This is a genomic window from Pedobacter suwonensis, assembly GCF_007833675.1.
Taxonomy (GTDB): domain Bacteria; phylum Bacteroidota; class Bacteroidia; order Sphingobacteriales; family Sphingobacteriaceae; genus Pedobacter; species Pedobacter suwonensis.
In genome coordinates, this window is sequence record NZ_CP031708.1 from 3,644,702 (window position 1) to 3,669,804 (window position 25,103).

Annotated in this window: 18 protein-coding genes; all 18 read left to right on the forward strand. The window is 38.0% G+C overall.

Going from position 1 to position 25,103, the window contains the following annotated elements; genetic code table 11:
• Nucleotides 1–130 precede the first annotated feature (130 nt).
• The 18 genes from DV942_RS15075 (at nucleotide 131) to DV942_RS15160 (ending at nucleotide 25,014) form a co-directional block, all read left to right on the forward strand.
• On the forward strand, nucleotides 131–868 hold the full coding sequence (locus DV942_RS15075; RefSeq protein WP_145858806.1) for a tyrosine-protein phosphatase: 738 nt from the start codon (nucleotides 131–133) through the stop codon (nucleotides 866–868).
• A 142-nt stretch (nucleotides 869–1,010) separates the two neighbouring features.
• Nucleotides 1,011–1,775 (forward strand): polysaccharide biosynthesis/export family protein, encoded by a 765-nt coding sequence (locus DV942_RS15080; protein WP_244950711.1) that lies wholly within the window; start codon nucleotides 1,011–1,013, stop codon nucleotides 1,773–1,775.
• A 14-nt stretch (nucleotides 1,776–1,789) separates the two neighbouring features.
• Complete coding sequence (locus DV942_RS15085; RefSeq protein WP_145858811.1) at nucleotides 1,790–4,165, forward strand: GumC family protein; 2,376 nt, start codon at nucleotides 1,790–1,792, stop codon at nucleotides 4,163–4,165.
• A gap of 183 nt (nucleotides 4,166–4,348) precedes the next feature.
• The gene (locus tag DV942_RS15090; protein WP_145858813.1) at nucleotides 4,349–4,939 is read left to right on the forward strand and encodes a serine O-acetyltransferase; all 591 of its coding nucleotides are present in this window, start codon (nucleotides 4,349–4,351) and stop codon (nucleotides 4,937–4,939) included.
• Between the two features lie 9 nt (nucleotides 4,940–4,948).
• Nucleotides 4,949–6,475: an MATE family efflux transporter gene (locus DV942_RS15095; RefSeq protein ID WP_145858815.1), complete on the forward strand. Its 1,527-nt coding sequence runs from the start codon at nucleotides 4,949–4,951 to the stop codon at nucleotides 6,473–6,475.
• A gap of 35 nt (nucleotides 6,476–6,510) precedes the next feature.
• The gene (locus DV942_RS15100; protein WP_186462317.1) at nucleotides 6,511–7,362 is read left to right on the forward strand and encodes a glycosyltransferase family 2 protein; all 852 of its coding nucleotides are present in this window, start codon (nucleotides 6,511–6,513) and stop codon (nucleotides 7,360–7,362) included.
• Nucleotides 7,359–8,510 (forward strand): EpsG family protein, encoded by a 1,152-nt coding sequence (locus DV942_RS15105; protein WP_145858820.1) that lies wholly within the window; start codon nucleotides 7,359–7,361, stop codon nucleotides 8,508–8,510. Before DV942_RS15100 ends, DV942_RS15105 begins: the two co-directional genes overlap by 4 nt.
• Nucleotides 8,511–8,675: 165 nt before the next feature.
• A complete protein-coding gene (locus DV942_RS15110; RefSeq protein ID WP_145858823.1) occupies nucleotides 8,676–9,839 on the forward strand; it encodes a glycosyltransferase family 4 protein in 1,164 nt (387 codons plus the stop codon).
• Nucleotides 9,840–9,937: 98 nt separating this feature from the next.
• Nucleotides 9,938–10,891 (forward strand): glycosyltransferase family 2 protein, encoded by a 954-nt coding sequence (locus tag DV942_RS15115; RefSeq protein ID WP_145858826.1) that lies wholly within the window; start codon nucleotides 9,938–9,940, stop codon nucleotides 10,889–10,891.
• A 116-nt stretch (nucleotides 10,892–11,007) separates the two neighbouring features.
• Nucleotides 11,008–12,228, forward strand: a complete 1,221-nt coding sequence (locus DV942_RS15120) for a glycosyltransferase (RefSeq protein WP_145858829.1) — start codon at nucleotides 11,008–11,010, stop codon at nucleotides 12,226–12,228.
• The gene (locus DV942_RS15125; RefSeq protein WP_145858830.1) at nucleotides 12,225–13,145 is read left to right on the forward strand and encodes an NAD-dependent epimerase/dehydratase family protein; all 921 of its coding nucleotides are present in this window, start codon (nucleotides 12,225–12,227) and stop codon (nucleotides 13,143–13,145) included. Before DV942_RS15120 ends, DV942_RS15125 begins: the two co-directional genes overlap by 4 nt.
• A complete protein-coding gene (locus tag DV942_RS15130) occupies nucleotides 13,145–14,254 on the forward strand; it encodes a DUF1972 domain-containing protein (RefSeq protein WP_145858833.1) in 1,110 nt (369 codons plus the stop codon). The genes DV942_RS15125 and DV942_RS15130 overlap by 1 nt, the downstream gene beginning before the upstream one ends.
• On the forward strand, nucleotides 14,251–15,525 hold the full coding sequence (locus DV942_RS15135; protein ID WP_145858835.1) for a right-handed parallel beta-helix repeat-containing protein: 1,275 nt from the start codon (nucleotides 14,251–14,253) through the stop codon (nucleotides 15,523–15,525). Before DV942_RS15130 ends, DV942_RS15135 begins: the two co-directional genes overlap by 4 nt.
• Nucleotides 15,526–15,679: 154 nt before the next feature.
• Nucleotides 15,680–17,074 (forward strand): UDP-glucose 6-dehydrogenase, encoded by a 1,395-nt coding sequence (locus tag DV942_RS15140; RefSeq protein ID WP_145858838.1) that lies wholly within the window; start codon nucleotides 15,680–15,682, stop codon nucleotides 17,072–17,074.
• Between the two features lie 174 nt (nucleotides 17,075–17,248).
• A complete protein-coding gene (locus DV942_RS15145) occupies nucleotides 17,249–18,637 on the forward strand; it encodes an undecaprenyl-phosphate glucose phosphotransferase (RefSeq protein ID WP_244950712.1) in 1,389 nt (462 codons plus the stop codon).
• A 1,782-nt stretch (nucleotides 18,638–20,419) separates the two neighbouring features.
• Nucleotides 20,420–21,328: a sugar phosphate nucleotidyltransferase gene (locus DV942_RS15150; protein WP_145858840.1), complete on the forward strand. Its 909-nt coding sequence runs from the start codon at nucleotides 20,420–20,422 to the stop codon at nucleotides 21,326–21,328.
• Between the two features lie 133 nt (nucleotides 21,329–21,461).
• A complete protein-coding gene (locus tag DV942_RS15155; RefSeq protein WP_186462318.1) occupies nucleotides 21,462–23,402 on the forward strand; it encodes a polysaccharide biosynthesis protein in 1,941 nt (646 codons plus the stop codon).
• A 1-nt stretch (nucleotide 23,403) separates the two neighbouring features.
• Nucleotides 23,404–25,014 carry a capsule assembly Wzi family protein gene (locus tag DV942_RS15160; RefSeq protein ID WP_145858843.1) on the forward strand — a complete coding sequence of 537 codons (1,611 nt, stop codon included), beginning with the start codon at nucleotides 23,404–23,406 and terminating at the stop codon, nucleotides 25,012–25,014.
• Nucleotides 25,015–25,103 lie beyond the last annotated feature (89 nt).

A 25,103-nucleotide genomic window follows, 5' to 3' on the forward strand; every position in this document is an offset into this window, starting at 1 on the left:
GAGAATTGTCAATATTTCCTGTTAAGAAATAATTAAAAAACAGACCGGTTTAAATATTTCTGCAAAAAAACTGTTAACTTGCGGCGGATTTATTCCTTGATTTATTATTTGCATGCTTCTAGCTTAATTGATGTTCAGCTTTTTCAAAAATAAAAAACCTATCGTTAGAGATTTGAAGTGGTTGGGAGTTGATATTCACTCACATCTTTTGCCGGGAATTGATGATGGGTCACCGGATGTTGACGAGTCGATATCGCTAATTACGAAACTTACTGCATTAGGTATTGATCAGTTTATTTGTACACCCCATATCTTTATGGAGTTATATCCCAATACTGCAGAAACGATAAACAGGGCTTTGGAACACACCAAAGCAGCGCTACAAAAGGCTAATCTGCAAGTGGGGATTGCTGCAGCTGCAGAGTATATGCTCGATGAAAACTTCGAAATTAGCGATGTGATGATGTCTTTGCCCAATAAGCATATCCTTGTGGAGATGTCTTACCTGAATGAAACACCAAACATCGAGCAGATTATTTTCAATCTCCAGATTAAAGGATACACGGTTATTTTAGCCCATCCCGAAAGATATAATTTTTATCATCAGGATCATGACCGCTTTCATCGCTTTCATGATATGGGGGTATTGCTGCAATTGAATCTGCTCTCCGTAACAGGCTATTATGGCAGGGAGGTAAAAACCACCTCCGAATACCTGCTCAAAAACCGGTTGTACAGGTTGGCTGGAACGGATCTACATCATCAAAAACACTACAATGCATTAAAGTATCATGTAGAAAACGGCTATTTATTTGATAAATTAGGAAATTATCCCTTTGAAAATAGCAGTTTTTTAAATTTAATATAAATATAGCCTGAACGTATATGTTTTCAATATTTAAAATGTTAAGTTTGGCCGACCGACAAACACAATTCTTCACTTTTAAAAATTTTCTCAATCGCTTATGAAAATGCCAATATGTAAGGTAAGGTTTGCTAAATTATGCTTTTTGATAGCCATCGTCTTTTTAACTTCCTGTGTAAGTACCAAAAATGTAGCTTACTTTCAGGATATCAGTGCATTGGGGCAATCAGAACTGGCCAATACGGCTAAATTTACTGATCCCGTTATTCAGGCAGATGATATATTATCAATATCTATCTTCACCATTGATCCAACCACAAATATGGTGGTGAACCAGGCAGCTAGCCAGGCCATCAGTACCAATGTAGGGTCGGTGGCAACATTGGGGGCTACCCCGCCAACGGCTGGTTTCCTGGTGGATAAAAACGGAGAGATTGATTTATCCGTGGTTGGAAAGGTTAAAGTACTGGGATTAACTACGTTTCAAGCCAGAGATCTGATCAAAGAAAAAGCAGCCATTGTGTACACCAACCCCAATGTACAGGTGCGCTTTGCTAATTTTAAGGTAACCATTTTAGGCGAAGTAAACAGGCCCGCATCATACGTGATTCCGAATGAGAAAGTAAGTGTATTGGATGCCTTGGGGCTAGCCGGTGACCTGACCATTTTTGGGAAGCGGGAAAATGTTACCCTGATCCGTGATAATGGCGGAAAGAAAGAGTTTGCCAGGCTTGACCTGAACTCAAAGGAGATATTCAATAGTCCTTATTATTATTTGAAACAAAATGACGTATTGTACATTGAGCCAAATAAAGGAAAGGCAGCTTCCCTAAATCAATCCAGAACGCAGACTTTCGCGCTTGTAGGCTCATTGGCTTCTGTACTTATTGTATTATTTACCAGACTTTAATTTTTTCTCTAAAAATGACTGAGAATCGCACAACAGAAGATAATTTTTTTGAACAGCAAGAGGAAAGTATAGATTTTAAAAAGATAGTTTACATTGTCATTTCTAAATGGTATTGGGTAGCTGTTTCTATATTAATATGTACTTTATTAGCTTTTTTATATTTAAGGTATAAAACGCCTAACTACAACATAGCGGCACGCGTGTTGGTGAATGATGAAAAAAAGGGCGGTGGAATGTTAGGCAGTGCGGATATGTTGGGAGACTTGGGAAGCTTGCTCGGTACTAAAAGCACGGTAGATAATGAGGCCGAAATTTTAAAGACCCGTTACCTTATGGAAAAGGTCGTTAGGCAGCTTGACTTAAACATTACCTATTATCGTGCAGGTAGAATAAAAAATATTGAGCTTTACCGTTCTCCGTTTAAAGTTGAAATCGTAAAAGGAGTTGACACCATTAAGGCAACCAATGTTGGGGTTAGCTTATTAAGTTCAAATGAACTGCTTGTGAGTACACCTACCTTCGAGAAAAAAGTTCCTTTCGGCGTCATTTTCAACATTCCGAAAGTTGGGGCCCTAAAAATTACACCAACACCTGGTGTGAAGCCTAACCAAAAGGATTACATTTTTAATATTACTTCTATTGATGCAAAGGTAGCTGATTTACAGCAAGCGTTAACCGTTGAGGTGAAGAATAAGCTGATCACCATTATCGATTTAAATTTCCAGTACCCAATCCCTAGAAAAGGTGAAGATATATTGCGTGAACTGCTTAAAAAATATGTAGAAGGTAATTTGAATGACAAAAACGAAGTGGCAGACAGCACCGTTAAATTTATTCAAAACCGCCTTGCCTATATTGGCGGTGAATTAGGTGATCTGGAAGGTAATATCCAGGGCTTTAAGCAGCGAAACAGCCTGGCAGATATGTCAGAACAGTCTAAGCAACTGGTACAGGTAACCAGCGATTATGTAAAACAGCTGGCACAGGTAGAGACACAGATCTCAATTATGGAAAGTTTACAGCAGTATTTGAAAGATGCTGATAATAAACGGATCTTACCAAGTTCTTTGATCCCCGCTGATTTAGTGTTTAGTGGCGCGATAGAAAAATACAACCAGTTAACTTTAGAGCGCGCAAGAAAACTCATTGGCATGACGGAGAACAATCCCAGTATCATTCTCATTGATAAAGAAATACAAAATGCCCGCGCAGATATAGAATCAAACTTAGCCACTACACTGGATGGTTTTCTAATTACCAAAAGGAAAATCAAAGCACAGATGCAACAGGCAGAAAACCAGGTTAAAGATGTGCCGAAAATTGAACGTAGTTATTTAAACCTGGCAAGGCAACAACAGATTAAACAGGAGTTGTATATCTTCCTGATGCAAAAGGCAGAGGAAACAGCCATTTCAAAGACTTCCAATATTGCCAATTCTAAAACCATTGATCCTCCAAAATCTGAGGTTACCCCATTTTCACCCAATAGAAAATCGATAATGGGTATAGGTTTTATTATTGGACTCATTATTCCTGTTGGATTAATTTATATAAAAGAGTTGTTAAATGATAAAATTCAGTCGCAAGAGGATATTACAAATGCTACCCAGGTACCGATAATTGGTGAGATCAGCCATAATGAGGAAAGTGATAATTTAGTGGTGGCCAATAGTTCCAGGTCCGCCATTTCTGAGCAATTCAGGGCCCTGAGAACAAATCTTTCCTTTTTCTTTAATGACCAGAGTAGCCGGGTATTATTAGTTACTTCAAGTATGTCTGGTGAGGGTAAATCCTTTACAGCCATTAACCTCGGAAATATTTTGGCACTGTCGAACAAGAAAGTGCTTTTAATGGAATTAGATTTGCGGAAGCCGGGTCTTTCCACCAAACTGGGAATGAGCAATAACAATGGTTTTACCAATTATATAGTGAACAGCAATTTGGCCATAAAGGACATTGTAAAGCCGCTTAAAATCAACGATAATTTGTCATTGCTAAGTTCCGGGCCGGTTCCCCCTAATCCTGCCGAAATGTTACTAAATGAAAGAACCGGTGAGCTGATTGAAAAACTGAAAACCGAATATGATTATATTATTATAGATGCGCCACCGGTAGGGCTTGTTACCGATGCACAGCTATTATCTGGTAATGCAGACATGTGTATGTACCTGGTGCGGCAAAATTACACCTTTAAAAAGCAATTGGCCATCCCTCAGGATCTACACGAAAATGGCAAAATGAAAAAAATAGGTATTGTAGTAAATGACATTCAGGCTTCCAACGGTTACGGTTACGGCTACGGTTATGGTTATGGTTACGGTTATGGCTATGGATCGTATGGCGAAACAGCGCAGGTTAAAAAAGATAAAAAGTGGTGGCCTTTTAGTTAGCCTAAGCATTTAATAATTCATAGCTATAAGTTGAGTTTATTAGTCTTTGTAGTATGATCCAAAGATTCGTTTACTTTGATTTTACAATAGCTAACGCAATTTTGTCAATAACAAAATGAGGCAGGCCTCGGCTCAGATATTATTTGGGATGGAACTCCCATTAAATTAATAAGATATTTAGACATGAGAACTCTTTTATTCTATTTAAAAGTACCTTTTTTTATACCTCATTATCTATTTTTTATATTAAATGAAAAGCCGATTTTGGGATATGAGCTTTTACGCTGGGGAGAGGTTTTAAGAATCAATAAAAGTTCAAAACATGCTTTATTTTTTGAGCTAATCTGTAATTTAAAAGAGTATAGAAGTCTCTTTTATCACAGGCTTGGAGGTAAAGCACTCTTGGTAAGTTGGTACGCTCCTGGGATCCCCAACCTTTACTTTGACGTGCCTTCCAGCGTAATTTCAAAAGGATTAGTCATCCAGCATGGCCATTCATCCCGATTTAATCCGGAATCATGTGGTGAAAATTGTCAAATCTGGCATAATTCTACTGTTGGCAAGGGTAAGCCTGGCGGTGCCAAACCAGTTTTGGGAAACAATGTTCTGGTGACCACAGGGGCATGTGTAATAGGAGATATTAAAATTGGAAACAACGTCGTTATCGGCGCAAACGCAGTGGTGGTTAAAGATGTTCCCGATGATAGCGTAGTTGTTGGAAATCCGTCAAGAATAGTTCGTTTAAAAGGTGAAAAAGTTAATATTATGTTGTAGCACTTGACCATGGACGGTAAACGAATAGCGAAAAATACTTTTTTTCTCTCCATCAGAATGCTGGTGACAATGGGGATCTCATTATACACAAGCAGAATTGTATTGGAGATTCTAGGGGTAACCGATTTTGGAATCTACAATGTGGTTGCTGGTATTGTAGTCGTATTAGGATTCTTAAGTGGTACTTTGAGTACATCATCTTCAAGGTTTATAACGGTTGCATTAGGATCAAACGATTTTAGGGAAATGAGGCAAACATTTTCCAGTATTTTGTTTGTCAACCTGTTATTGAGCCTGGCCGTCCTGCTTATTGGAGAAACCATCGGACTATGGTTTTTGTTTCATAAGATGCAGATCCCGGCCGAACGTCTGGATATTGCCTTTTGGGTATATCAGATTTCTCTGGCCACTACGGTGATAAATATCATTAGTGTACCTTACAACGCCGTGATTATTGCCCATGAGAAAATGAAAGCCTTTGCTTATATGTCATTGTTTGATGTAGGAACTAAGTTATTATTGGTTATTCTTTTACGATACACTGAACGTTTTGACAAATTGCTTTTATATGCGGTTTCCATCTTCATCGTCCAATTGTTGGATCGTGTAATTTATGGCTATTATTGCTCGAAGAACTTTAAAGAAAGTCATTTCTCCAGAGATTTTACTAAAGCCCAGGTCGTAAAAATTTTTGGCTTCATAACCTGGTCTGCTTATGGAAGCCTGGTTTCTGTAGGCTTTACACAGGGCCTGAACATTTTATTGAATATATTTTTTGGTCCTGTGGTGAACGCCGCCCGTGGAATATCTGTCCAGGTACAAAATGCGATCGTTCAGTTCACGACTAATTTTCAGACCGCAATAAATCCACAGATTATCAAATCTTACGTAAGCAACGATTTGAATAATACTCGTTCACTTATGACTACGAGTAGTAAACTGTCGTTTTTCTTGCTTTGTATTATTGGAGCTCCGATTATAATCGAGGCCAACTTCGTTTTAACAATCTGGTTAAAGAATGTTCCAGGGTACACAGTTCACTTTGTGCAGTTAATGATTGTGATTAGCATCTGGAGTTCCCTTGCTAACCCCCTTCGGATTATTAATCAGGCTCATGGTGATATCAAAAAGTTTCAGTTGTATGAGTGTTCCTTACTTTTGTCGATTGTGCCGATCGCCTATTTTACGTTAAAAGCGACAAATGTTGCGGAGTCTGTTTTTGTTGTACATTTTATGGTCGAGTTCATCGCACAATTTATCCGTATCAAAATTGTACTGCCGAAAATAAAAATGAGCTTCAAAGATTATTTCACGGAGGTTTACCTAAGAGTTATTCCTGTTTTTATATTGCCCATTGCGATTGGCTTCTTTGCGAGTTATCATTTTGCAGCTTTGCCGGTCAGGCCTCTGCTGATTCTGATTTTAACTGAGGTAATAACCTTTTTATTAATATATTATATTGGTATTAACAAGCAAGAACGTGCTTTCCTTACTGATAAAATAGGTTCAAAAATTAATGTCCTGAGAAAGAAATGAGCAAGGTTCTAGTTATAATAGTGACTTATAATTCCATGAAATGGATCGATAGATGTTTGGGTAGTTTGTCCAAATCCTCTGTCCCTGTTGACATATTTATAGTCGATAACAATTCTTCCGACGCCTCAGTGAATCATATTAAGGAAAACCACAGATATCTTAAACTGATCGAAAGCAAAGTAAATCTCGGATTTGGCAGAGCCAATAACCTTGGAATTGAATTTGCTGTCCATAATGGATATGACTATGTATATTTATTAAATCAAGATGCCTGGGTTTTCGAAGATACCTTACAAGCGCTAATTGATGCACATAAGAATAACGATACATTTGGTGTTTTGAGCCCGGTACAAATGAATGCTGGAAGCAAAAGATTAGATATAAACTTTCTGTTATGCTGTCCTAAAGAGATTTTATCAGATTTGTATTGTAACGAGATTGGGGAGGTGTACGAGACCAGTTTTGTAATGGCTGCACACTGGCTTGTTTCCCGTGAATGTTTTGAAAGGGTTGGGGGATTCTCCATTTCTTTCCCGCACTATGGTGAAGATCATAACTATCTTCATAGAGCTATTTATCATGGATTTAAAATCGGAATAGTTCTAAAAGCTAGAGCAATACATGATAGAGAATGGCGTCTTGATTCAAAAAAAATGCAGATCAAAAAACAGTATATTGCGTCCGTCGTAGAGATAAGTAACTTAAATAACAATATTATTCTCCATCTTGCATGGCAACCATTTAGATTGATATTAAAAAGCTTAAGACTAAAGTCATTAACTTGTTTTGCTAATTCTTTTAGGTTGGTTTTAAATTATCCGAAACTAATCAAAAATAGATATAGATCAAAAACAACCGCATTTGTCGATATGAATAACACTTTATGATAGCGTTTGTATATTTATATATCTATTTAGTTGTCAATACTTTTGTGGCATCTTCTGTTAAATTGATACAGAAAAGATTGTTTATCATAACAAGTATTATAATATTATTTTTTGTCGGATTAAGAGATGTATCAGTTGGTACTGATACTCATACGTATGTTAGTTTTTTCAAGAATTCTGATTTCTTATATGATGGAGAGAAAACTGATGTTGCATTTGAAATTTTGGCGAGATCAATTAAATTTTTATCTAATAGCGAATATTTTTTTCTCTTTGTAACATCACTATTTGGCCTTTTTGGCATTCTTTTCTTAATCTACAAATTATCCGAAAATAAGATGCTTTCTCTATTACTCTATATGATAATAGGAACATCTACTATATTTTTCTTTTATATTTTTTCGATGATTAGGCAGTCTTGCGCAATAACGTTATTTATATTCGCTGTATATTTATTATTTGAATATCGTGGGATAAGAGCTTACAGTATTGAGAGTAAAAAGGTAGCTAAAAAGAAGTATTTATATTGGGGTTTATTTTTTTACATGGTTTCGATACAAATCCACGGGTCATGTGCATTTACTATTCCATTTGTAATCTTTGCGTACATGTATGATTACAAAAGTAAGCTTTCCTTGTACTGGTTTATCATCATATCTTTCATAATAGGTTCATTTAAAATATTTAGTATTTCAAATTTTATGAATTTAATTTTTTTCTATTTTGGTGGCTTAGCAAGTCGAGATTATTCGTCTTATGGTGAAATATCATTTGGAGAAATTGAAAAGGTAGGTATAGTAAATATGTATTTAATACCTTTTACTCTTATTAGCATTTTTATTTTAAGGTGCGCAACCTTGAAGCAAATTAACATTTGGTATGTAAAGTTGTTTTTAATGTCAGTTGTTTTAAACAATTTATTTTATGATAATTTAATGTGGAGTAGACTTGTATTCTATTTATCCATATTTGCAATTGTTGCAATTCCTAATATTCTAAAAGGAGTTAAGAAAACTGTTAAATTATCGTTTTACATTGTCTTTTTCACTTATTTCTGTTATAAGACCATATCGCAATTTCAGGCACAAATGTTACCAGCTGCTACAGGAAATATTATCGTGCCGTATAAATCATGGCTGAATTTATAATAAGTTGCGGAGTTTTTATAAAATGATGAAGTAGATGAATGATTAGTATTGAAGTGTTCTTAATAAATGTAAAATTATTGGTCAATATTGTAATTGTACCTGACAAAGTGATGAGATGTGCTTGCGATTTAATTTTTTGTAAAGCAGTTAATTAAAGTAAACAAAGTGAGAATATTATACCTCTTTCATACCAGTTCATTTTATCAAGGCTCAAGCAAGTCGATGCTTAACACGATAGAAAATCTTAAACGGAAAGAGATTGTGCCATACGTTTTGCTACCGCGACAGAAAGATGACAGTTTATGTGAACAATTGGATTTGAGGGGAATTCCTTACAGTTTTGTTCCGCTGAGCTGGCCTGTCTATCCTGCTTTTAGTACGCTTGCTGATCGGGTTGTTTTTCTTCCCAAACTATTTAAAACATGGTTTAGCAAGATTTTTGCCACGCTACGTATACTTTGGTTTGTTAAGCGTGAGAAGATTGACATCATACATACCAATGTAGGTATTTTAAGTGAAGGATTTTGGGCGGCTCAGATTTGCAAGTTGCCACATGTATGGCATCTGCGCGAATTTCAGGATTTGGATTTCAAGCTTAATACCTTCTATTCCTTAGCTTCATTTAGGAAGCGACTTCGAAAACCGAACAACTTTCCTATCGCCATTAGCAGGGAAATTGCCCGTCATTTTAATTTAGGTGACGATAGCGTAATTTATAACGGTATACTAAGTAAAAATGCAATCAGGTTCAATCCGGATAAAGAAAAATATATCCTGTTTGTCGGACTGCTGAGTGACGGAAAAGGCGTAGAGTCCGTGATTAATGCTTTTTCACGCCTTTATGACCAATACCCCGATTATAGATTGAAGATCGTAGGCGATACTCACGACAATGCCTACAAATTAAAATTAACCGACTTAGTGGAAAGTCTGGGAATGACTAAACACGTTGACTTCGTAGGGCATGTATCAGATGTGTCTGCTGTAATGTACAAGGCAACCCTGTTAGTTGTCCCATCCCGATACGAAGCTTTCGGCCGGGTCACTGTTGAGGCGCTCTACAACGGCTGTTTTGTTTTGGGGAGAAATACTGGTGGCACTAAGGAAATATTGCAACAAACGGGGGGCGGTATGCTGTTTAATGATGACGACAAACTTTTCGATCAGTTGGTGGAAGTGTTTGAAAAAGGTCTTCCTTATTATTATTCGGCAATTAAAGAAGCCCAACAGAAAATTGGAATCCTTTACTCAACAGAAGGAAATGCAGACCAGATGTTTGAACGTTATCGTTCTATTTTAAAAGGCCAAATCAATCAATTCATTGATTGAAATGAATGAAAACTTAACAAAAAGCCGATGTTTATGATATCTTCAACCATATCACAATCAGGAAGCAAGCGCATAATTTACAAACTAATATTTAGAAAATGTCAGGAATATCAATCGTGTTAACCTATTACAAAGGCGAGAAGTTTATTGAAAACTGTATCAACTCACTAATCGATTCTTATGAGGCTTCTTCTAAGCTACTGGCCTATGAAATAGTGATGGTAATTGATTCCATGGAAGATGCGGATCGGATAGAATCTTTGCTGAGCAAAAAGTATAAAGATCACCATCTCATCATTATTAAAAATGAGAAAAACATTGGGGTTGCCGAATCCAGGAACAGGGGGTTAAAAACAATTAAAAACACATTTTATACCATCATTGATCAGGATGATTATGTTAAAAGCAATTATTTCTCTGTACTGGAAAAGGAGTTAGATACAGATAATCACATTCACTTAATAAATGGAGTAATTCGCTATCCGAATGAGAAAATAGAGGTGCCAATTTATTACTTTAGGCCGGAATTCGAATTTAAAAGCATTATATTAAAGACTACCTTTATTTATACCCCTGGTCTCGTCATTTTTAATTCAAACCATATTCCAGGTGATGAACTGTTTATCGATACATCTGAAACTTATAAAGGTTGTGACGATTGGGCAGCCTATTTGAATTTAATCTTGAAAGCGAAAGGATCATTAAAATACAAATATATTAATTCACCGCTATTTGTTTATTGTTTACATGGAAGTAATTACTCAAATAACAAGGAGGAAATGATCCGGTCTTCTACAGCGGTTCTCGAGTTTTTATCCCATCATCCCGATGTTACAATAAAGGAGCAACGATTGATCGCAAAGTCTTTTAGTATGCAGAAATTATATTTTTCAAAGGATGTCAACAACAGCAAGGCTATCCAGCTATTTTACAGGTTTCCCCGCCAGTTCTTATTCCATTATTTTTTATCACTATTCAATTTATCTAATACAAACAAACTGATCTCTAAATTAAGCTATGTATATAAAAGGCAACTTAAAATTTCTGATTGATGGAAAATAGCTGGATTTTTATTTCACTTTCCAACTCTAATTTTCAATTATCGTTTAACGCGCCTGTTGAAATATTATTAGCTTTTATTAAAATTTTATGAAATTCTATAACAAAAATGAAAATTCTATTAACGCATAAATTTTTTAAGTATACGGGTGGTGCAGATGTGTTTTTTTTAGAAGTTGGGAGGGTTCTTGAAGAAAATGGCCATGAGGTCGCGTACTTCTCTACTATAGATGACCAAACCTTACCAACCAAATATGCTAAATATTTTATCAAGGCTCCCGAATTCAACTCATCCAACCCACTTAAAAAGCTAGCATCGATCTTCGAAATACCATATAATTTCAAAGCCAGATCGAGCTTTTCTCAATTATTGGATGATTTTAAACCCGATCTTATACATGCTTTTGGAATAGTGACTCATATCTCTCCATCTATTTTTGATGCAGCAAAGAAAAGAAATGTTCCTATCGTGTGGTCGCTAAACGATTATAAACATATTTGTCCAAACTATAAATTATTTCACCATGGAAAGTTGTGTGAAGATTGTAAAGGAAATAGATTTTATAAATGTGTAACCAATAAATGTAGTCATGATTCCATCGCTTTTAGCGTGGCAAGTGCAATCGAGTCATATGTACATTATTCATTAGATATTTTTAAGAAAAATGTTGATTTGTTTTTATTTGCAAGTGATTTTATGGCTTATAAAACAGAGGAATTTTGGGGAGCAGGGACTTTTAACTGGGGAAAGTTACTTAACCCGTTCAAAATACCTGATCGGGAACCGTCAAATGAAATTGGAAATTTTGGCTTGTACTTTGGCAGATTGATCGATGAAAAAGGTGTTGATGTTTTGATTGAAGCACTTAAACTCCTGCCTTCATTGCCATTCAAAATTGTGGGTGATGGACCAGATCTCGGGATGTTAAAAGAAATGGTTGTTGCAAATAATTTAAAAAATATTGAATTTACAGGTCCGCTCTGGGGGGATGAACTCAATGAGTTACTATACGCATCCAGAATGGTCATCGTTCCCTCAATATGGCATGAGAATTTTCCTTACGTTGTTCTCCAGGCTTTCGCCGCCGGAAAACCAGTTATAGGCTCCAATAGAGGTGGGATAACCGAAATGGTTTCTCATAACGAAAGAGGCTTTATATATGAAGCACAGGATCCAAAGATGCTGGCAACATCAATAGACAGCCTTTGGCAGGATGTTGACAGCTTGAAAAGATTTGGAAAGAATGCCAGAAGTTATGTGTTGGAGAATTTTAACGACAAAAATTTTTACAATAGTTTAATCAGTAATTATAAAAAAGTTTTAAAATGAATGTCCTTATAATTGGTGGCAATGGGTTTATCGGCTCACATTTGGTAGACCATTTCCTTGAAAAAAAATATAAAGTCAGAGTATTTGATGTTTCTTACGAGAAGTTTAGAGCTCCTTTAGCAGAAGTGGATTATCGGATATCAAAATTAGATAATATACCTGATTTATACGAGGCGATGTTGGGTATTGATATCGTTTTCCATTTAGCGAGCGCTTCTGTTCCCTCAACTTCAAATGTAGATCAAATTGCGGATATTAATAATAACTTAATACCTACGCTGAATATTCTGAATTTGATGAATCGCCTGGGAATAAAAAAAATTGTTTATTTTTCATCTGGCGGAGCCGTATATGGAAATGCAGATCAGGCAAAAATTACTGAAGATGTCCCACTAAACCCGATATCATCTTATGGTATCGTCAAATCAACCATTGAACATTATATTTATCTATATAACAGGTTATATAATCTAAATTATTTAATTATTCGTCCTTCAAATCCTTATGGCCCCCGTCAAGGGCACTTCATAGCACAGGGCGTAATCTCAACTTTTTTAAGAAAAGTTTTAGATGGAGAAAGTCTTTCCGTATTTGGTGATGGTTCGGCTACTAAGGATTATATCTATATTAAAGATTTTGTTTCCATTCTATTCAAATTAGTTGAAAGAAATGGTGAAGGGGTTTTTAACATAGGCAGTGGTGAGGGAACTTCAATAAACTCAATTATCGAGGAGGTAAATTTAGCCACCGGGCTAACAACGTCAGTTAATTACACCCCTCAAAAATCTTATGATGTTAGCAATTTTGTATTAGACATTTCGAAGGTTACAAGCGTTGTGGGAGACATCGAAATTACTCCTGTACGAACAGGAATCGAAGAAACTTGGAAATGGATTAAAACTTTAAAAAACAAGTAATGGTAATTGCTATATTAGGAACTCGAGGAATTCCGAATCACTATGGTGGTTTTGAACAATGTGCCGAATACCTTGCGCTGGGCCTTGTTAAAAAAGGCTTTGAGGTTGTTGTGTACAATAGCCATAACCACCCCTATCAGGAAAGCGAATGGAATGGCGTTAAGATTGTACATTGTTATGATCCGGAAAACAAACTGGGTACTGCCGGCCAGTTCATCTACGATTTAAACTGCATCCTCAATTTAAAAAAACATAATTTTGATATCGTACTACAGTTAGGCTATACCAGCAGTTCTGTATGGGGCTTTTTGCTTCCTAAAAATACCATTGTAACCACCAACATGGATGGCCTGGAGTGGAAACGAACCAAATACTCGGCAAAGGTCCGGAACTTTTTGCTCTGGGCTGAAAAACTGGGCGTAAAATACAGCGATCACCTCATTGCTGACTCTATCGGGATTCAGGATTATTTAAGGGAAAAATACAATAAGGCGTCTGATTTTATTCCTTACGGTGCCGATCCCTTCCTTAATCCCGACGAATCTGTACTTCAGGAATACAACATCGAAAAGTACAACTATGATTTACTCATTGCCCGCCTGGAACCCGAAAACAGTATTGAGATTATATTGGATGGTGTTGCCTCAGCCAATCAAAACCGGCCATTTCTGGTCATTGGTAAACACGAGACACACTACGGGGAATACCTCAAAAACAAGTTCAAAAACGTGACCCAAATCCGTTTTATTGGGGGTATTTATAATATCGATAAACTAAATAACGTTAGGTATTACGCCAACGTATATTTTCACGGGCATACCGTTGGCGGCACAAACCCCTCTTTGTTAGAGGCCATGGCTTCGAACAGCTTGATCTGTGCGAATGATAATCCTTTTAACAGGTATATATTGGGTGCCGATGCGTTGTATTTTAATGAAGCTGGACAGGTGGCGGATGTGTTAACAAAGGCGTATAAATCAAGTGAAAGCCATCAACTCATGTTGAAGAACAACATGACAAAAATTGAAAAAGTATATACCTGGGATATTATTGTAGAGCAATACATCGAACACTTTAAAAGAATAAGTAAAACCAAGTCAACCAGATGATGAAATTTTTTCTATTAGTTTTAGCTTGTTTAATTTCGCGTAATCTTACTGCACAAACCACTTATTATTTAAGTAGTAAAGGAAACGACAATAATGATGGAAAAACGGTTGAAACAACATGGAGAACCATCAAATCGGTAGAACCCGGATGTACTTATCTGCTAAAAAGGGGAGATACCTTCCATTTTAACTTGTGGCCAATCAAAAATCCTGAGAAAAAGCCGATTAAGATTGCCGCTTATGGTAAAGGAAATAAGCCCGTGATTGATCTTTATAAGCGGATTGTTAAAGGTGCCTGGATACAGCATGCAGCCAATATATGGAAGGTTAATCTGAAAGATACTTTGAACTATACCGGGTATATGTCGCCTAAAGATACCAATGTTGGCTTTTTGAAGGTAAACGGTAAAATAAAAGGCAATAAATTAAAACAGCTTGATGAACTCAGGATGCCGTGGGACTTTTTTTCTGATGAAACGTATCTCTATGTATTTTCAGAGGCTGACCCTGGGGCAACCAACATGATTGATGTGGTGACGAATCGAGTCATCATTATTTTAAGTGACGGCATGACCTTATCTAATTTGACGCTAAAAGGGACAGGTGCTCATGCCATTCAAGGCAGTAATGCATCAGACATTAAGTTGTTAAATCTGGATATCAGTGAAATTGGAGGTTCTTTCCTGCCCAGGTACAAAGCGGGTACAACAAGATATGGTAATGGGATTGAACTCGGAAGCGGGGCAACCAACTGCCTGATTGAATATTGCAATGTTAGCGAGGTATACGATGTGGCATTTACCATGCAGAGTATAGGTCAGAACGTAGTGTTCGATAATGTGATATTCAGAAATAATAAGGCAGACCGGAACGAACAGTCATTCGAATTCTGGACATTAGGCCCTTCCTCAAAATTTGTGAATTGCAGCTTCATCAACAATTATTGTTCAAATGCTGGTTTTGGATGGAGCCATGAGGTTCGACCAGACAAAAAGGCGGCTGTTCACATATTGAACTATTATAATGCATATTCTACCAATGACATCACGATCAGCAACAATACATTTGTTAGGGGAAAAACCGGATACATCTACATTAACCCCAATGCTGATGCTGCAAGGATGTTTAAATCTTACAATAATAAAATTTTTTTAAATAAACTTGTTCCCATCCGGACAAATGATTCTACCTATAAGCTAAATAATACCGATCAATTTAGAAAGCATTTTGGTTTGGAAAAAGGATCTGTATTTAAGATGCTCAAAAACTAGCTGTATAGTTGTAATGGACATTGATTTTTCAATTCTGTTTGAACTTTATTTATAGTGTATATTTCACACTAAGTTTTTTTAAAAAAGTTTATTTAAGGTTAAAAAAGAATTTAACTTTACATATCTATTCCAATTCAATCTAATAAACCATTAAATGAGAAAAATTACAAACATTTGTTGCATCGGTGCAGGCTATGTTGGCGGCCCTACTATGGCTGTGGTAGCAAAACAGTGTCCGGATATTAAAGTGACGATTGTAGACCTGAACGAAGCACGTATTGCGGCCTGGAACGATCCTGATGTAAATAATATCCCGGTTTACGAACCCGGCTTAAGTGATGTTGTTGCCGAAGCCAGGGGAAGGAACCTCTTTTTTTCAACGGATGTAGATCAGGCCATTGCTGAAGCGGAAATGGTATTTATCTCGGTAAACACCCCAACCAAAACCTATGGTTCTGGTAAGGGAATGGGCGCTGATTTAAAATGGATAGAGCTTTGTGCCAGACAAATCGCAAGGGTATCTACTTCCGATAAAATTATTGTAGAAAAATCAACTTTACCTGTTCGTACGGCAGAAGCCGTACGTGATATTCTTCATAATACGGGCAGTGGCGTTAAATTCCAGGTTTTATCTAACCCTGAATTTTTAGCGGAAGGTACGGCAGTAGAAGACCTGTTGAGTCCTGATCGCGTATTAATCGGCGGTGATGATTCTGAAGAAGGCCAGGAGGCCATTGCTGCGCTTGTAGATGTTTACGCCAACTGGATCCCGAGAGAACGGATCCTCACCACCAATGTGTGGTCTTCAGAGCTTTCCAAGCTGGTGGCCAATGCGTTTTTAGCCCAGAGAATATCCTCTATCAATGCCATATCCGAACTTTGTGAAAAAACGGAGGCCAATATCAATGAAGTTTCAAGGGCGATTGGTACAGATAGCCGCATCGGGCCAAAATTCTTAAAGGCGTCTGTAGGTTTTGGCGGTTCGTGTTTTCAAAAGGATATCCTCAATTTAGTCTATATTTCCAGGTCTTTCGGTTTACAGGAAGTTGCCGACTACTGGGAGCAGGTGATTATTATGAACAATCACCAGCGAAAACGTTTTGCTTTAAACATTGTAAAGAGCCTGTACAATACCGTTTCTGGTAAAAAAATCGCTTTTTTGGGCTGGGCCTTTAAAAAAGATACCAACGATACAAGGGAATCTGCTGCAATATATGTAGCCGATGAACTGTTGAATGAACAGGCGTTTATCCAGGTGTATGATCCTAAGGTGCAAACAGAGCAGATCTACCATGATCTGGAATATCTGGAAACCCGGTCAGTTGAATCAAACCGGAATGGCGTAAGTGTATATCAGGATCCTTATGAGGCCTGTGATGGCGCACATGCGATAGCCGTTTTAACCGAGTGGGATGAGTTTAAAAACTACGATTGGCAAAAAATCTACGCTAAAATGCTGAAACCGGCGAAGATTTTTGATGGTAGAAATGTGCTGGATCATAAAGCGCTTAGGGAAATCGGTTTTCAGGTAAACGGAATTGGCGTGTAGCCATTCCGTTTACCTTGAGATCAAAAATAACAGCTGGTGGTTTTTACACATCAATTTCCAGTTGCAGCGTGTGCGATTATTTACATTACAAATATCAATTACTTTTTACTTCTAATCGCGCTTAGTCCTGAAGATTTGTTTAAATTTGAGTTTGTCTAATCCCATTCCTTAAGTATGACCCCAACGCGATACTTATACCTGCTAAAGTATATTTTGCCAGTTACTGACTTAATTATGCTTAACGTGGTGTACTTTGCTGCTTATCATGTTACGCCCTTATTAGGTAAAAATGTACACAATGAAATGGATAAACACCATGTGGTGGTTTATAATTTGATCTGGCTTTTCGGTTCTGCCATATTCGGGCTCTATTCTTCTTACGGGGCACGAAAACTGGAGCGCATTTACAGGGGTACTTACCGTACCTTAGCGCTGCATTTTGTGTTATACCTCTCCTACCTGTTATTTTCCGCAGAATATGAGTTTTCAAGGACCTTTTTAATTGTTTTTTATATCGGACTGGTTAGCGCATTTATTCTGAACCGGTTTATAGGCACGTTTATTCAATACGTGGTGATCAACAAATTTAATGCTGCCAAAAAAGTGGCCGTTATGGGGTCGAATGCAACGGCCATCAGGTTATCAGACTATATCCATAAGCAAAGAAGTTTAAATTTCTTTGGATTTGTGGGCGATGATGAGGATATATACGATTCGATGGATGGCAACGACAGGATATCGGCAAAAATACAAACAGCGGTAGAGTCTGGCGTAAAAGAGATTTATGTGGCTATCGCACCGCACCGGATGAATGATGTAAGCAGATTGGTGGCTGTGGCAGACCAGCAATGTGTACGGTTAAAGTTCGTACCCGATATAGGTGGCGCTTTGGCGGCACCTTATACCATATCGTATATGGGGGGAGAATTTCCGATGATTACCCTGAGGAATGAACCCCTGGAGATCATGGGCAACCGGTTTAAAAAGCGTGCTTTTGATGTGATATTCAGTACTTTTGTAATTGTATTTGTCATGAGCTGGTTATATCCGATCATAGCGATTTTAATTAAAATTCAAAGCCCCGGACCAGTGCTGTTCAAACAGCTGCGCAGTGGCAGAAACGATGAGCCTTTTTGGTGCTGGAAGTTCAGGAGCATGAAAGTAAACAAGGACAGTGACAAAAAACAGGCCACCAAAGATGATGACCGCATCACCAAAATCGGGCACTTCCTGCGTAAAACAAGCCTGGATGAAATGCCCCAGTTTTTTAATGTTTTTTTTGGTTCCATGAGTGTGGTTGGCCCCAGGCCGCACATGCTGAAACATACTGAAGAATATAAGAAGATCATTAACCAGTTTATGGTTCGCCACTTTTTAAAACCAGGAATAACCGGCTGGGCGCAGGTTAACGGGTTCAGGGGCGAAACCAAGGAGAATGATGCCATGGAAAACAGGGTAAAATTTGATATTTTTTACCTCGAAAACTGGACAGCCATGCTTGATGTGAAAATCATTTTTATGACCATTATCAATGTGTTCAGGGGTGAAGACAATGCTTATTAAATTTTCATTTAAAAGCTAAGGGCTCAGGATATTGCTTTTAAAGACGTGCAAAAATTAATTAGCCACAGAAACACAGAAATCACGGAGGAGATTAAAATTTTTACGTGTTTTTAGCGCTTCCGTGGCAAACATAACGCTTAGGCATATGCAGAAAGAGCTGGAAATAACAGAGAAAAGTTAAAAGCGATTTCCCTTGCTAAGGGCTAATCCTGCCCTCAAATTTCAATATTTTTTCGCTTACCGGTGTTCAGCAAATCTGCCCGGTAAGCCTTTCTTTAGATTTATTTTACTTCCGGTCATCAACTTGTGGTTTTTGAGTAAGGCTTGATGGCTACCTGCCTTACACATCACAGGCTGCTTAAAATCAATGATGAGGTGGATTCAGTATTTACCGTCCGTTTATCATTTCCCTGATCCGATATCCATCGGATTTATTCCAGGGAATGTTGCACGAAGTAAAACCGTTTAACTCACGTTGGATGATACTAAAAATTGGTATTTTATCCTTACCAGTATGAATGGATAACATTTTCACTTAAAAGCTAAGGGCTCGGGGATATTGCTTTTAAAGACGTTCAAAAATTAATTAACCACAGAAACACAGAAATCACGGAAGAGATTTAAAATTTTTCCGTGTTTTTCGTGCTTCCGTGGCAAACATAACGCTGAGGCATATGCAGAAAGAGCTGGAACCAACAGAGAAAAGTTAAAAGCGATTTCCCTTGCTAAGGGCTAATCCTGCCTCAAATTTCAATATTTTTTCGCTTACCAGTGTTCAGCAAATTTGCCCGGTGAGTCTTTCTTTAGATTTATTTTACTTCCGATCATCAACTTAAGGGTTTTGAGTAAGGCTTGATGGCTACCTGCCTTACGCATCACAGGCTGCTTAAAATAAATGATGAGGTGGATTCAGTATTAACGGTCCATTGATCGTTTCCCTGATCCGATATCCATCGGATTTATTTCAGGGAATGTTGCACGAGGTCAAACCGTTTAACTCACGCTGAATAATACTAAAAATTGGTATTTTATCTTTACCAGTACTAATGGATGACGCTTAGGGTTAATTGTATCAGTTTTTTTGGCAGCGACTGAGAGGAATGATTTGACGGATGAGCGATGCGGATTGCGGAACCGGGTAAAAATCGATTCGTTAGGCTGCAGTTATTGTTTAGGTTTTACTGAAACGTTTTAGTAAATTTTAGTCAATTGATGATGGGCATTTTGATCAGGGTTGCCCGGGATGAGGTTTAACTGGTAGTTAAATGATATGAATCCTAAAAAAGCGGTTTTTTAATTTTAAGAACCGATCCTATAAAATTTTCGCTTACACCGGTAACAGATGTAATGTTTAACGGGAATGAAAGGAAGTATTTTTTTAAAAATGAAATTTCTCGGAATTCGGTTCAGCTCGCTCTTGCACTTGGGACATTGGTGCTCTTTTTTAACCACTTCTGCTATTGCCATGATGATAAGAATAGTTTTGTTTGACAAACAATTGGTAACGACATAAATATACTGCGAAGATACCAAAATTAAAGGTCTTTTTCAGGGAAATTGAAGGTTAAATAATTGTGTTTTTTATGATTTTTAAGATTCTTGATGACTTTAGTCAAGTCTTCTTTTTGAATTTTATCGGGAAATGCTTTTAATATTAAATTATTGTTAATAATTTGTTTTTTTAATCGTTAATACAGAAGAATTGCATCTTTTTTAAAGATATAAGCCCTTAAATTTGTTTAATTTGTTATTTTTGCGTTATATTTTTAAAAAAAAAGCTAAATGAATAATCTCAACCCTTCTCTGGTCATTCTTGCAGCCGGCATGGCAAGTCGTTATGGTGGCGCTAAACAAACAGAATCTTTTGGTCCGTCAGGCGAAACCATTATGGAATATTCTATTTTCGATGCCATTAAGGCCGGATTTGATAAGGTTGTTTTTATCATCAGGGAAGAGTTTGCCGAATCCTTTAAAGCGGTAATGGAGCCGAAGCTTCAGGGTAAAGTGAAAACCGAATATGTATACCAGAGCCTGGACCAATTCAGGAACGGCCGGGCTTTGCCTGTAGGCCGGGTTAAGCCTTATGGAACGCAGCATGCCCTATTGTGTTGCAAAGATGTGCTCGATGCGCCCTTTGCCGTCATTAATGCTGATGATTTTTACGGCTTTGACGCATTTAAAAAGGCATATGAATTTTTAACTGAAGCCGTTCAGGATGGTAAATACGCCTGCCTGGGTTACCAGTTAAAAAATACACTCAGTGAACACGGCGCAGTTACACGTGGTGAAATAAAAGTAGATGAAGTGGGTTATATTACAGGGATTACCGAGCGGAAAGAGATCTTTAAACGTGATGGTAAGGCGTTTAGGGTAAGTGAAGGGGATGAGTTGGAGATGGATTTACTGACACCGGTGAGTATGAATTTTTTCTGTTTTACCCCCTCGTTTGTGAGATGGAGCGAAGGTGAATACGATAAATTCCTGGATCAGCATGACGGCGATTTGAAGTCGGAATTTCTGATCCCTGAAGTGGTGGATAAACTGATCGGTGCTGGTGAAGGCGTAGTAAGCCTGGTTAAAACCGAAGCCAGGTGGTTCGGCGTAACTTTTAAAGAAGATGCTGAAATTGTGCGGGCTGAACTTGAACAATTGACCTCAGGCGGGGAGTATCCAAAAAACCTTTGGGCATAAGTTGCAGATTAACCTTACTCAAGGCCTTAAACTTTTTTAGGTGCCTTGAGCCGGTACAAACACTTGTTGATAAATGGCAGGATTATTGCTGTTGGGTGTTTATCTTTAAAATGCACACTTAGCCTATAAAAAATTGTTTACACAAATTAATATCGTTCCCCGTTGGATTATTTTTAGTCTTGATCTGACTTGTTGTTCACTGGCAATGATTTTCGCCTATATGTTAAAGTTTAATTTAAACTTAACATCTGTGGATATCTACCAATTGTCAAGTAATTTACTGCTGTTGCTGTTGATTAATTCGATAGGGTTCCTGTGTACCAAAAGCTATTCCGGTATCATCAGGTATACAAGCGCACAAGACTCCATTCGTATATTATCATCAGTTCTGATCTCCACCGGCGCATTTTTCATATTCAATTTAGCCGCCATTAGTTTTTTAAAAAAGCCGCTGATCCCCAATACGGTATTGATTATCGGAGCCTTATTCAGTTTTCTTTTCCTGATTACCTACCGGGTTTTTATCAAGTACTTTTTTATGTACATCAAAAATCTGAAACTGGACAAAAAAAAGGTCATCATTTATGGTGCAGGTGAAGCGGGTATGGCGACCAAAAGAACTTTTGACCATGATGATAAGGTTAATAAGAATATCGTTGCCTTTGTAGATGACGATCAACGTAAAATTGGTAAGGCCATTGATGGTGTAGGTATCCTTGATGCCCGAAATCTTGGGAACTTAATTGCCAAACATGAGATAGATGAAATTATTTTCGCATCTTATACCATACCTGCCGAAAAAAGAGATGCGATTGTGGACCTGTGTTTAGAACATGATATCAAAGTATTAAACATCCCTCCTGCTGATGCCTGGACCAATGGAAAATTACAGCCGGCACAGATTCAAAAATTAAATATTGAGGATTTGCTGAACAGGAAACCGATCAGGATAGATATTGAAGGGATTGGAAAGATGCTGCACAAAAAACGCATTCTGATTACCGGGGCTGCGGGTTCCATCGGTAGTGAAATCGTCAGGCAGTTATCAAAATTTGATGTTGGTCTGATCATCTTATGCGATCAGTCTGAAACCGCGCTGCACGAACTTTACCTCGAACTGGATGAAAGCGACCGCACTAAAAATTACCAGGCTTTTGTAGGCGATGTACGGGATGAACAGCGCATGGACAAACTGTTTAACATGTACAGGCCGGATTACGTTTATCATGCGGCTGCGTACAAACATGTCCCTTTGATGGAGGATAATCCTGCAGAAGCAATAAAAGCAAATGTACTGGGTACAAAAACAGTTGCCGATAAAGCCGTTAAATACGGGGTTCAGAAGTTCGTCATGATCTCAACTGATAAAGCGGTAAATCCGACCAACATTATGGGCGCATCCAAAAGAATTGCGGAGATTTATGTTCAGTCACTCAATAACTCACTCGGACAGCGGGATTTTATTTTCAGTAACGGACTCAGTTATATTAACCGGCTTGAAAAAAGACCTGTAACCAAGTTCATCACCACCAGGTTTGGCAATGTGCTCGGATCTAACGGATCGGTGATTCCGCGTTTCAGGCAACAGATCGAAAAAGGTGGCCCGGTAACGGTTACCCATCCTGATATCACAAGGTATTTTATGACCATCCCGGAAGCCTGCCGATTGGTGCTTGAAGCCGGCTGTATGGGCAATGGCGGAGAAATATTTGTTTTTGATATGGGTAAATCTGTACGGATTTTTGACCTTGCCAAAAAAATGATCAAGCTGGCGGGACTTGAGCCGAACGTAGATGTTAAAATAGAGTTTTCAGGTCTTCGTCCCGGAGAAAAACTTTATGAGGAACTGCTAAACGACAACGAAAATACAATGCCTACCCATCATGAGAAGATTATGATTGGTAAGGTGAGGGAATATGTATTTGATGAAGTGGCCAGCAATATCGCCGAACTGATCAAATCTGCTAAGCAGGATGATGATATGCAGGTGGTAACCAATATGAAGAAAATGGTACCGGAGTTTAAGAGTATGAATTCGATATTCGAAGAACTGGACCATTTGATTAATGAATAAAATGAAGAAATTTTTTGTTCTGGCTGTAATGGCCTTTTCTGTGATGCATGCATGGGGTCAATCTACTCCAAACGTTAATATCCCTTATGATTACCAGTTTTACCAGAAATTAAATCAGCAGATTTATAGTCAGGATAATAAGTTCCATTCTTCGATCAAGGGGATTTATTCAGATGGAACTGAAATTGCCACACACTACGATTCGTTAATGAAAGTTGGTGTAGATACGCTAAACAGACGATCATGGGTACATAGAAAGCTGTTCAGTGAACATTTATTAGAATTTAATGGCGAAGATTATAAAGTTTACGCCGATTTCTTGCCCGATTTTCAAGTCGGTAGGGATTTTAGTGGTAAGCGAAGTACCTGGTTGAACACCAGGGGTTTCCAGGTTGGCGGGACAGTGGGTAAACAGTTCTCGTTTTATCTGAACGGATTTGAGAACCAGGGTAAATTTGTTGATTATGTCAATAGATACATCGTCGCCAATCAGGTTGTGCCGGGCCAGGGTTCCGGCAAATTAGGAACGGATAAACAAGATTGGTCGTATGTAACGGCGTTATTATCGTATACCCCTAACGCACACCTTAACTTATCACTCGGCTACGACAAAAACTTTATTGGTGATGGTTACCGTTCCATGCTCCTTTCGGATGTATCTTCCAATTATTCGTTTTTTAGAGTAAGAGCCACACTTGGTGCTGTGCAGTACCAAACCATTTTTGCCTATATGCTTGATCCAGGGGCACCAAAACTAACTACAGACCGCACACTGGGTGACCGGGGAAAATGGATGGCCGCACATTATGTAGACTGGAATGTGACCAGGAAATTCTCTGTAGGTTTTTTTCAGGCCGTTACCTGGGCAGATGCTGAAGTAGAAGGCAAACGCGGTTTTGATTTTAATTACGTACACCCTTTTATATTTTTAAGACCGGTAGAAAGCACCAATACCACCTCACCCGATAAAATGAGGTTAGGTTTTAATGTAAAATATGAAGTTTTAAAAAATACCGCTCTTTATGGGCAGTTTATGTTTGATGAGTTTACCGCAAAGGAATTTTTTGCAGGCAACGGATACTGGGCCAACAAATATGCCGTTCAGTTGGGATTGCGCGGTTCAGATCTTTTCAAGGTTAAACGGCTTAATTATCTGGCAGAATTTAATACTGCCCGTCCTTATACATACGCCCATTTTGACAGGTTATCAAATTATGCCAACTACAACCAACCGCTTGCACACCCTTATGGCGCTAATTTCAGGGAATTTTTAGGGATTTTGAACTACAGTTACAAGCGTTTTGATGTACAGGGAGAAGCACTTTACTCAAGGTATGGTAAAGATCCTGCCGGGCTAAATTATGGTGGCGATATTTTTAAAAGTTACAATACACGCGCTTTGGACTATGGCAGTAAAATTGGCCAGGGGATCAAAACCAATCTATATTATGCCCGTGCCCAGGTTTCTTACCTTCTTAATCCAAAATACAACCTGCGCCTGGAACTGGCCGGAACGCTCCGGAGGGAAAGTAATGTTACTGCTGTTGAGAATAGTAGTTTAGTCACGTTCGGCATCAGAAGCAGTTTTAGAAATATATACCACGATTTTTAACAGACAAAATTCCTATTTTAACCTGAGTTTTGGCTCTTCACTTTGTCATTGCGAACTGAAGAAAGGACTCCGCCCGGGAGTGAAGCAAT

Bases quoted from the DNA above. Each gene is read 5' to 3' on its own strand.
- DV942_RS15075 (WP_145858806.1), top strand. From the start codon at position 131: ATGTTCAGCTTTTTCAAAAATAAAAAACCTATCGTTAGAGATTTGAAG.
- DV942_RS15085 (WP_145858811.1), top strand. From the start codon at position 1,790: ATGACTGAGAATCGCACAACAGAAGATAATTTTTTTGAACAGCAAGAG.
- DV942_RS15090 (WP_145858813.1), top strand. From the start codon at position 4,349: ATGAGAACTCTTTTATTCTATTTAAAAGTACCTTTTTTTATACCTCAT.
- DV942_RS15095 (WP_145858815.1), top strand. From the start codon at position 4,949: ATGGACGGTAAACGAATAGCGAAAAATACTTTTTTTCTCTCCATCAGA.
- DV942_RS15100 (WP_186462317.1), top strand. From the start codon at position 6,511: ATGAAATGGATCGATAGATGTTTGGGTAGTTTGTCCAAATCCTCTGTC.
- DV942_RS15105 (WP_145858820.1), top strand. From the start codon at position 7,359: ATGATAGCGTTTGTATATTTATATATCTATTTAGTTGTCAATACTTTT.
- DV942_RS15115 (WP_145858826.1), top strand. From the start codon at position 9,938: ATGTCAGGAATATCAATCGTGTTAACCTATTACAAAGGCGAGAAGTTT.
- DV942_RS15120 (WP_145858829.1), top strand. From the start codon at position 11,008: ATGAAAATTCTATTAACGCATAAATTTTTTAAGTATACGGGTGGTGCA.
- DV942_RS15125 (WP_145858830.1), top strand. From the start codon at position 12,225: ATGAATGTCCTTATAATTGGTGGCAATGGGTTTATCGGCTCACATTTG.
- DV942_RS15130 (WP_145858833.1), top strand. From the start codon at position 13,145: ATGGTAATTGCTATATTAGGAACTCGAGGAATTCCGAATCACTATGGT.
- DV942_RS15135 (WP_145858835.1), top strand. From the start codon at position 14,251: ATGATGAAATTTTTTCTATTAGTTTTAGCTTGTTTAATTTCGCGTAAT.
- DV942_RS15140 (WP_145858838.1), top strand. From the start codon at position 15,680: ATGAGAAAAATTACAAACATTTGTTGCATCGGTGCAGGCTATGTTGGC.
- DV942_RS15145 (WP_244950712.1), top strand. From the start codon at position 17,249: ATGACCCCAACGCGATACTTATACCTGCTAAAGTATATTTTGCCAGTT.
- DV942_RS15150 (WP_145858840.1), top strand. From the start codon at position 20,420: ATGAATAATCTCAACCCTTCTCTGGTCATTCTTGCAGCCGGCATGGCA.
- DV942_RS15160 (WP_145858843.1), top strand. From the start codon at position 23,404: ATGAAGAAATTTTTTGTTCTGGCTGTAATGGCCTTTTCTGTGATGCAT.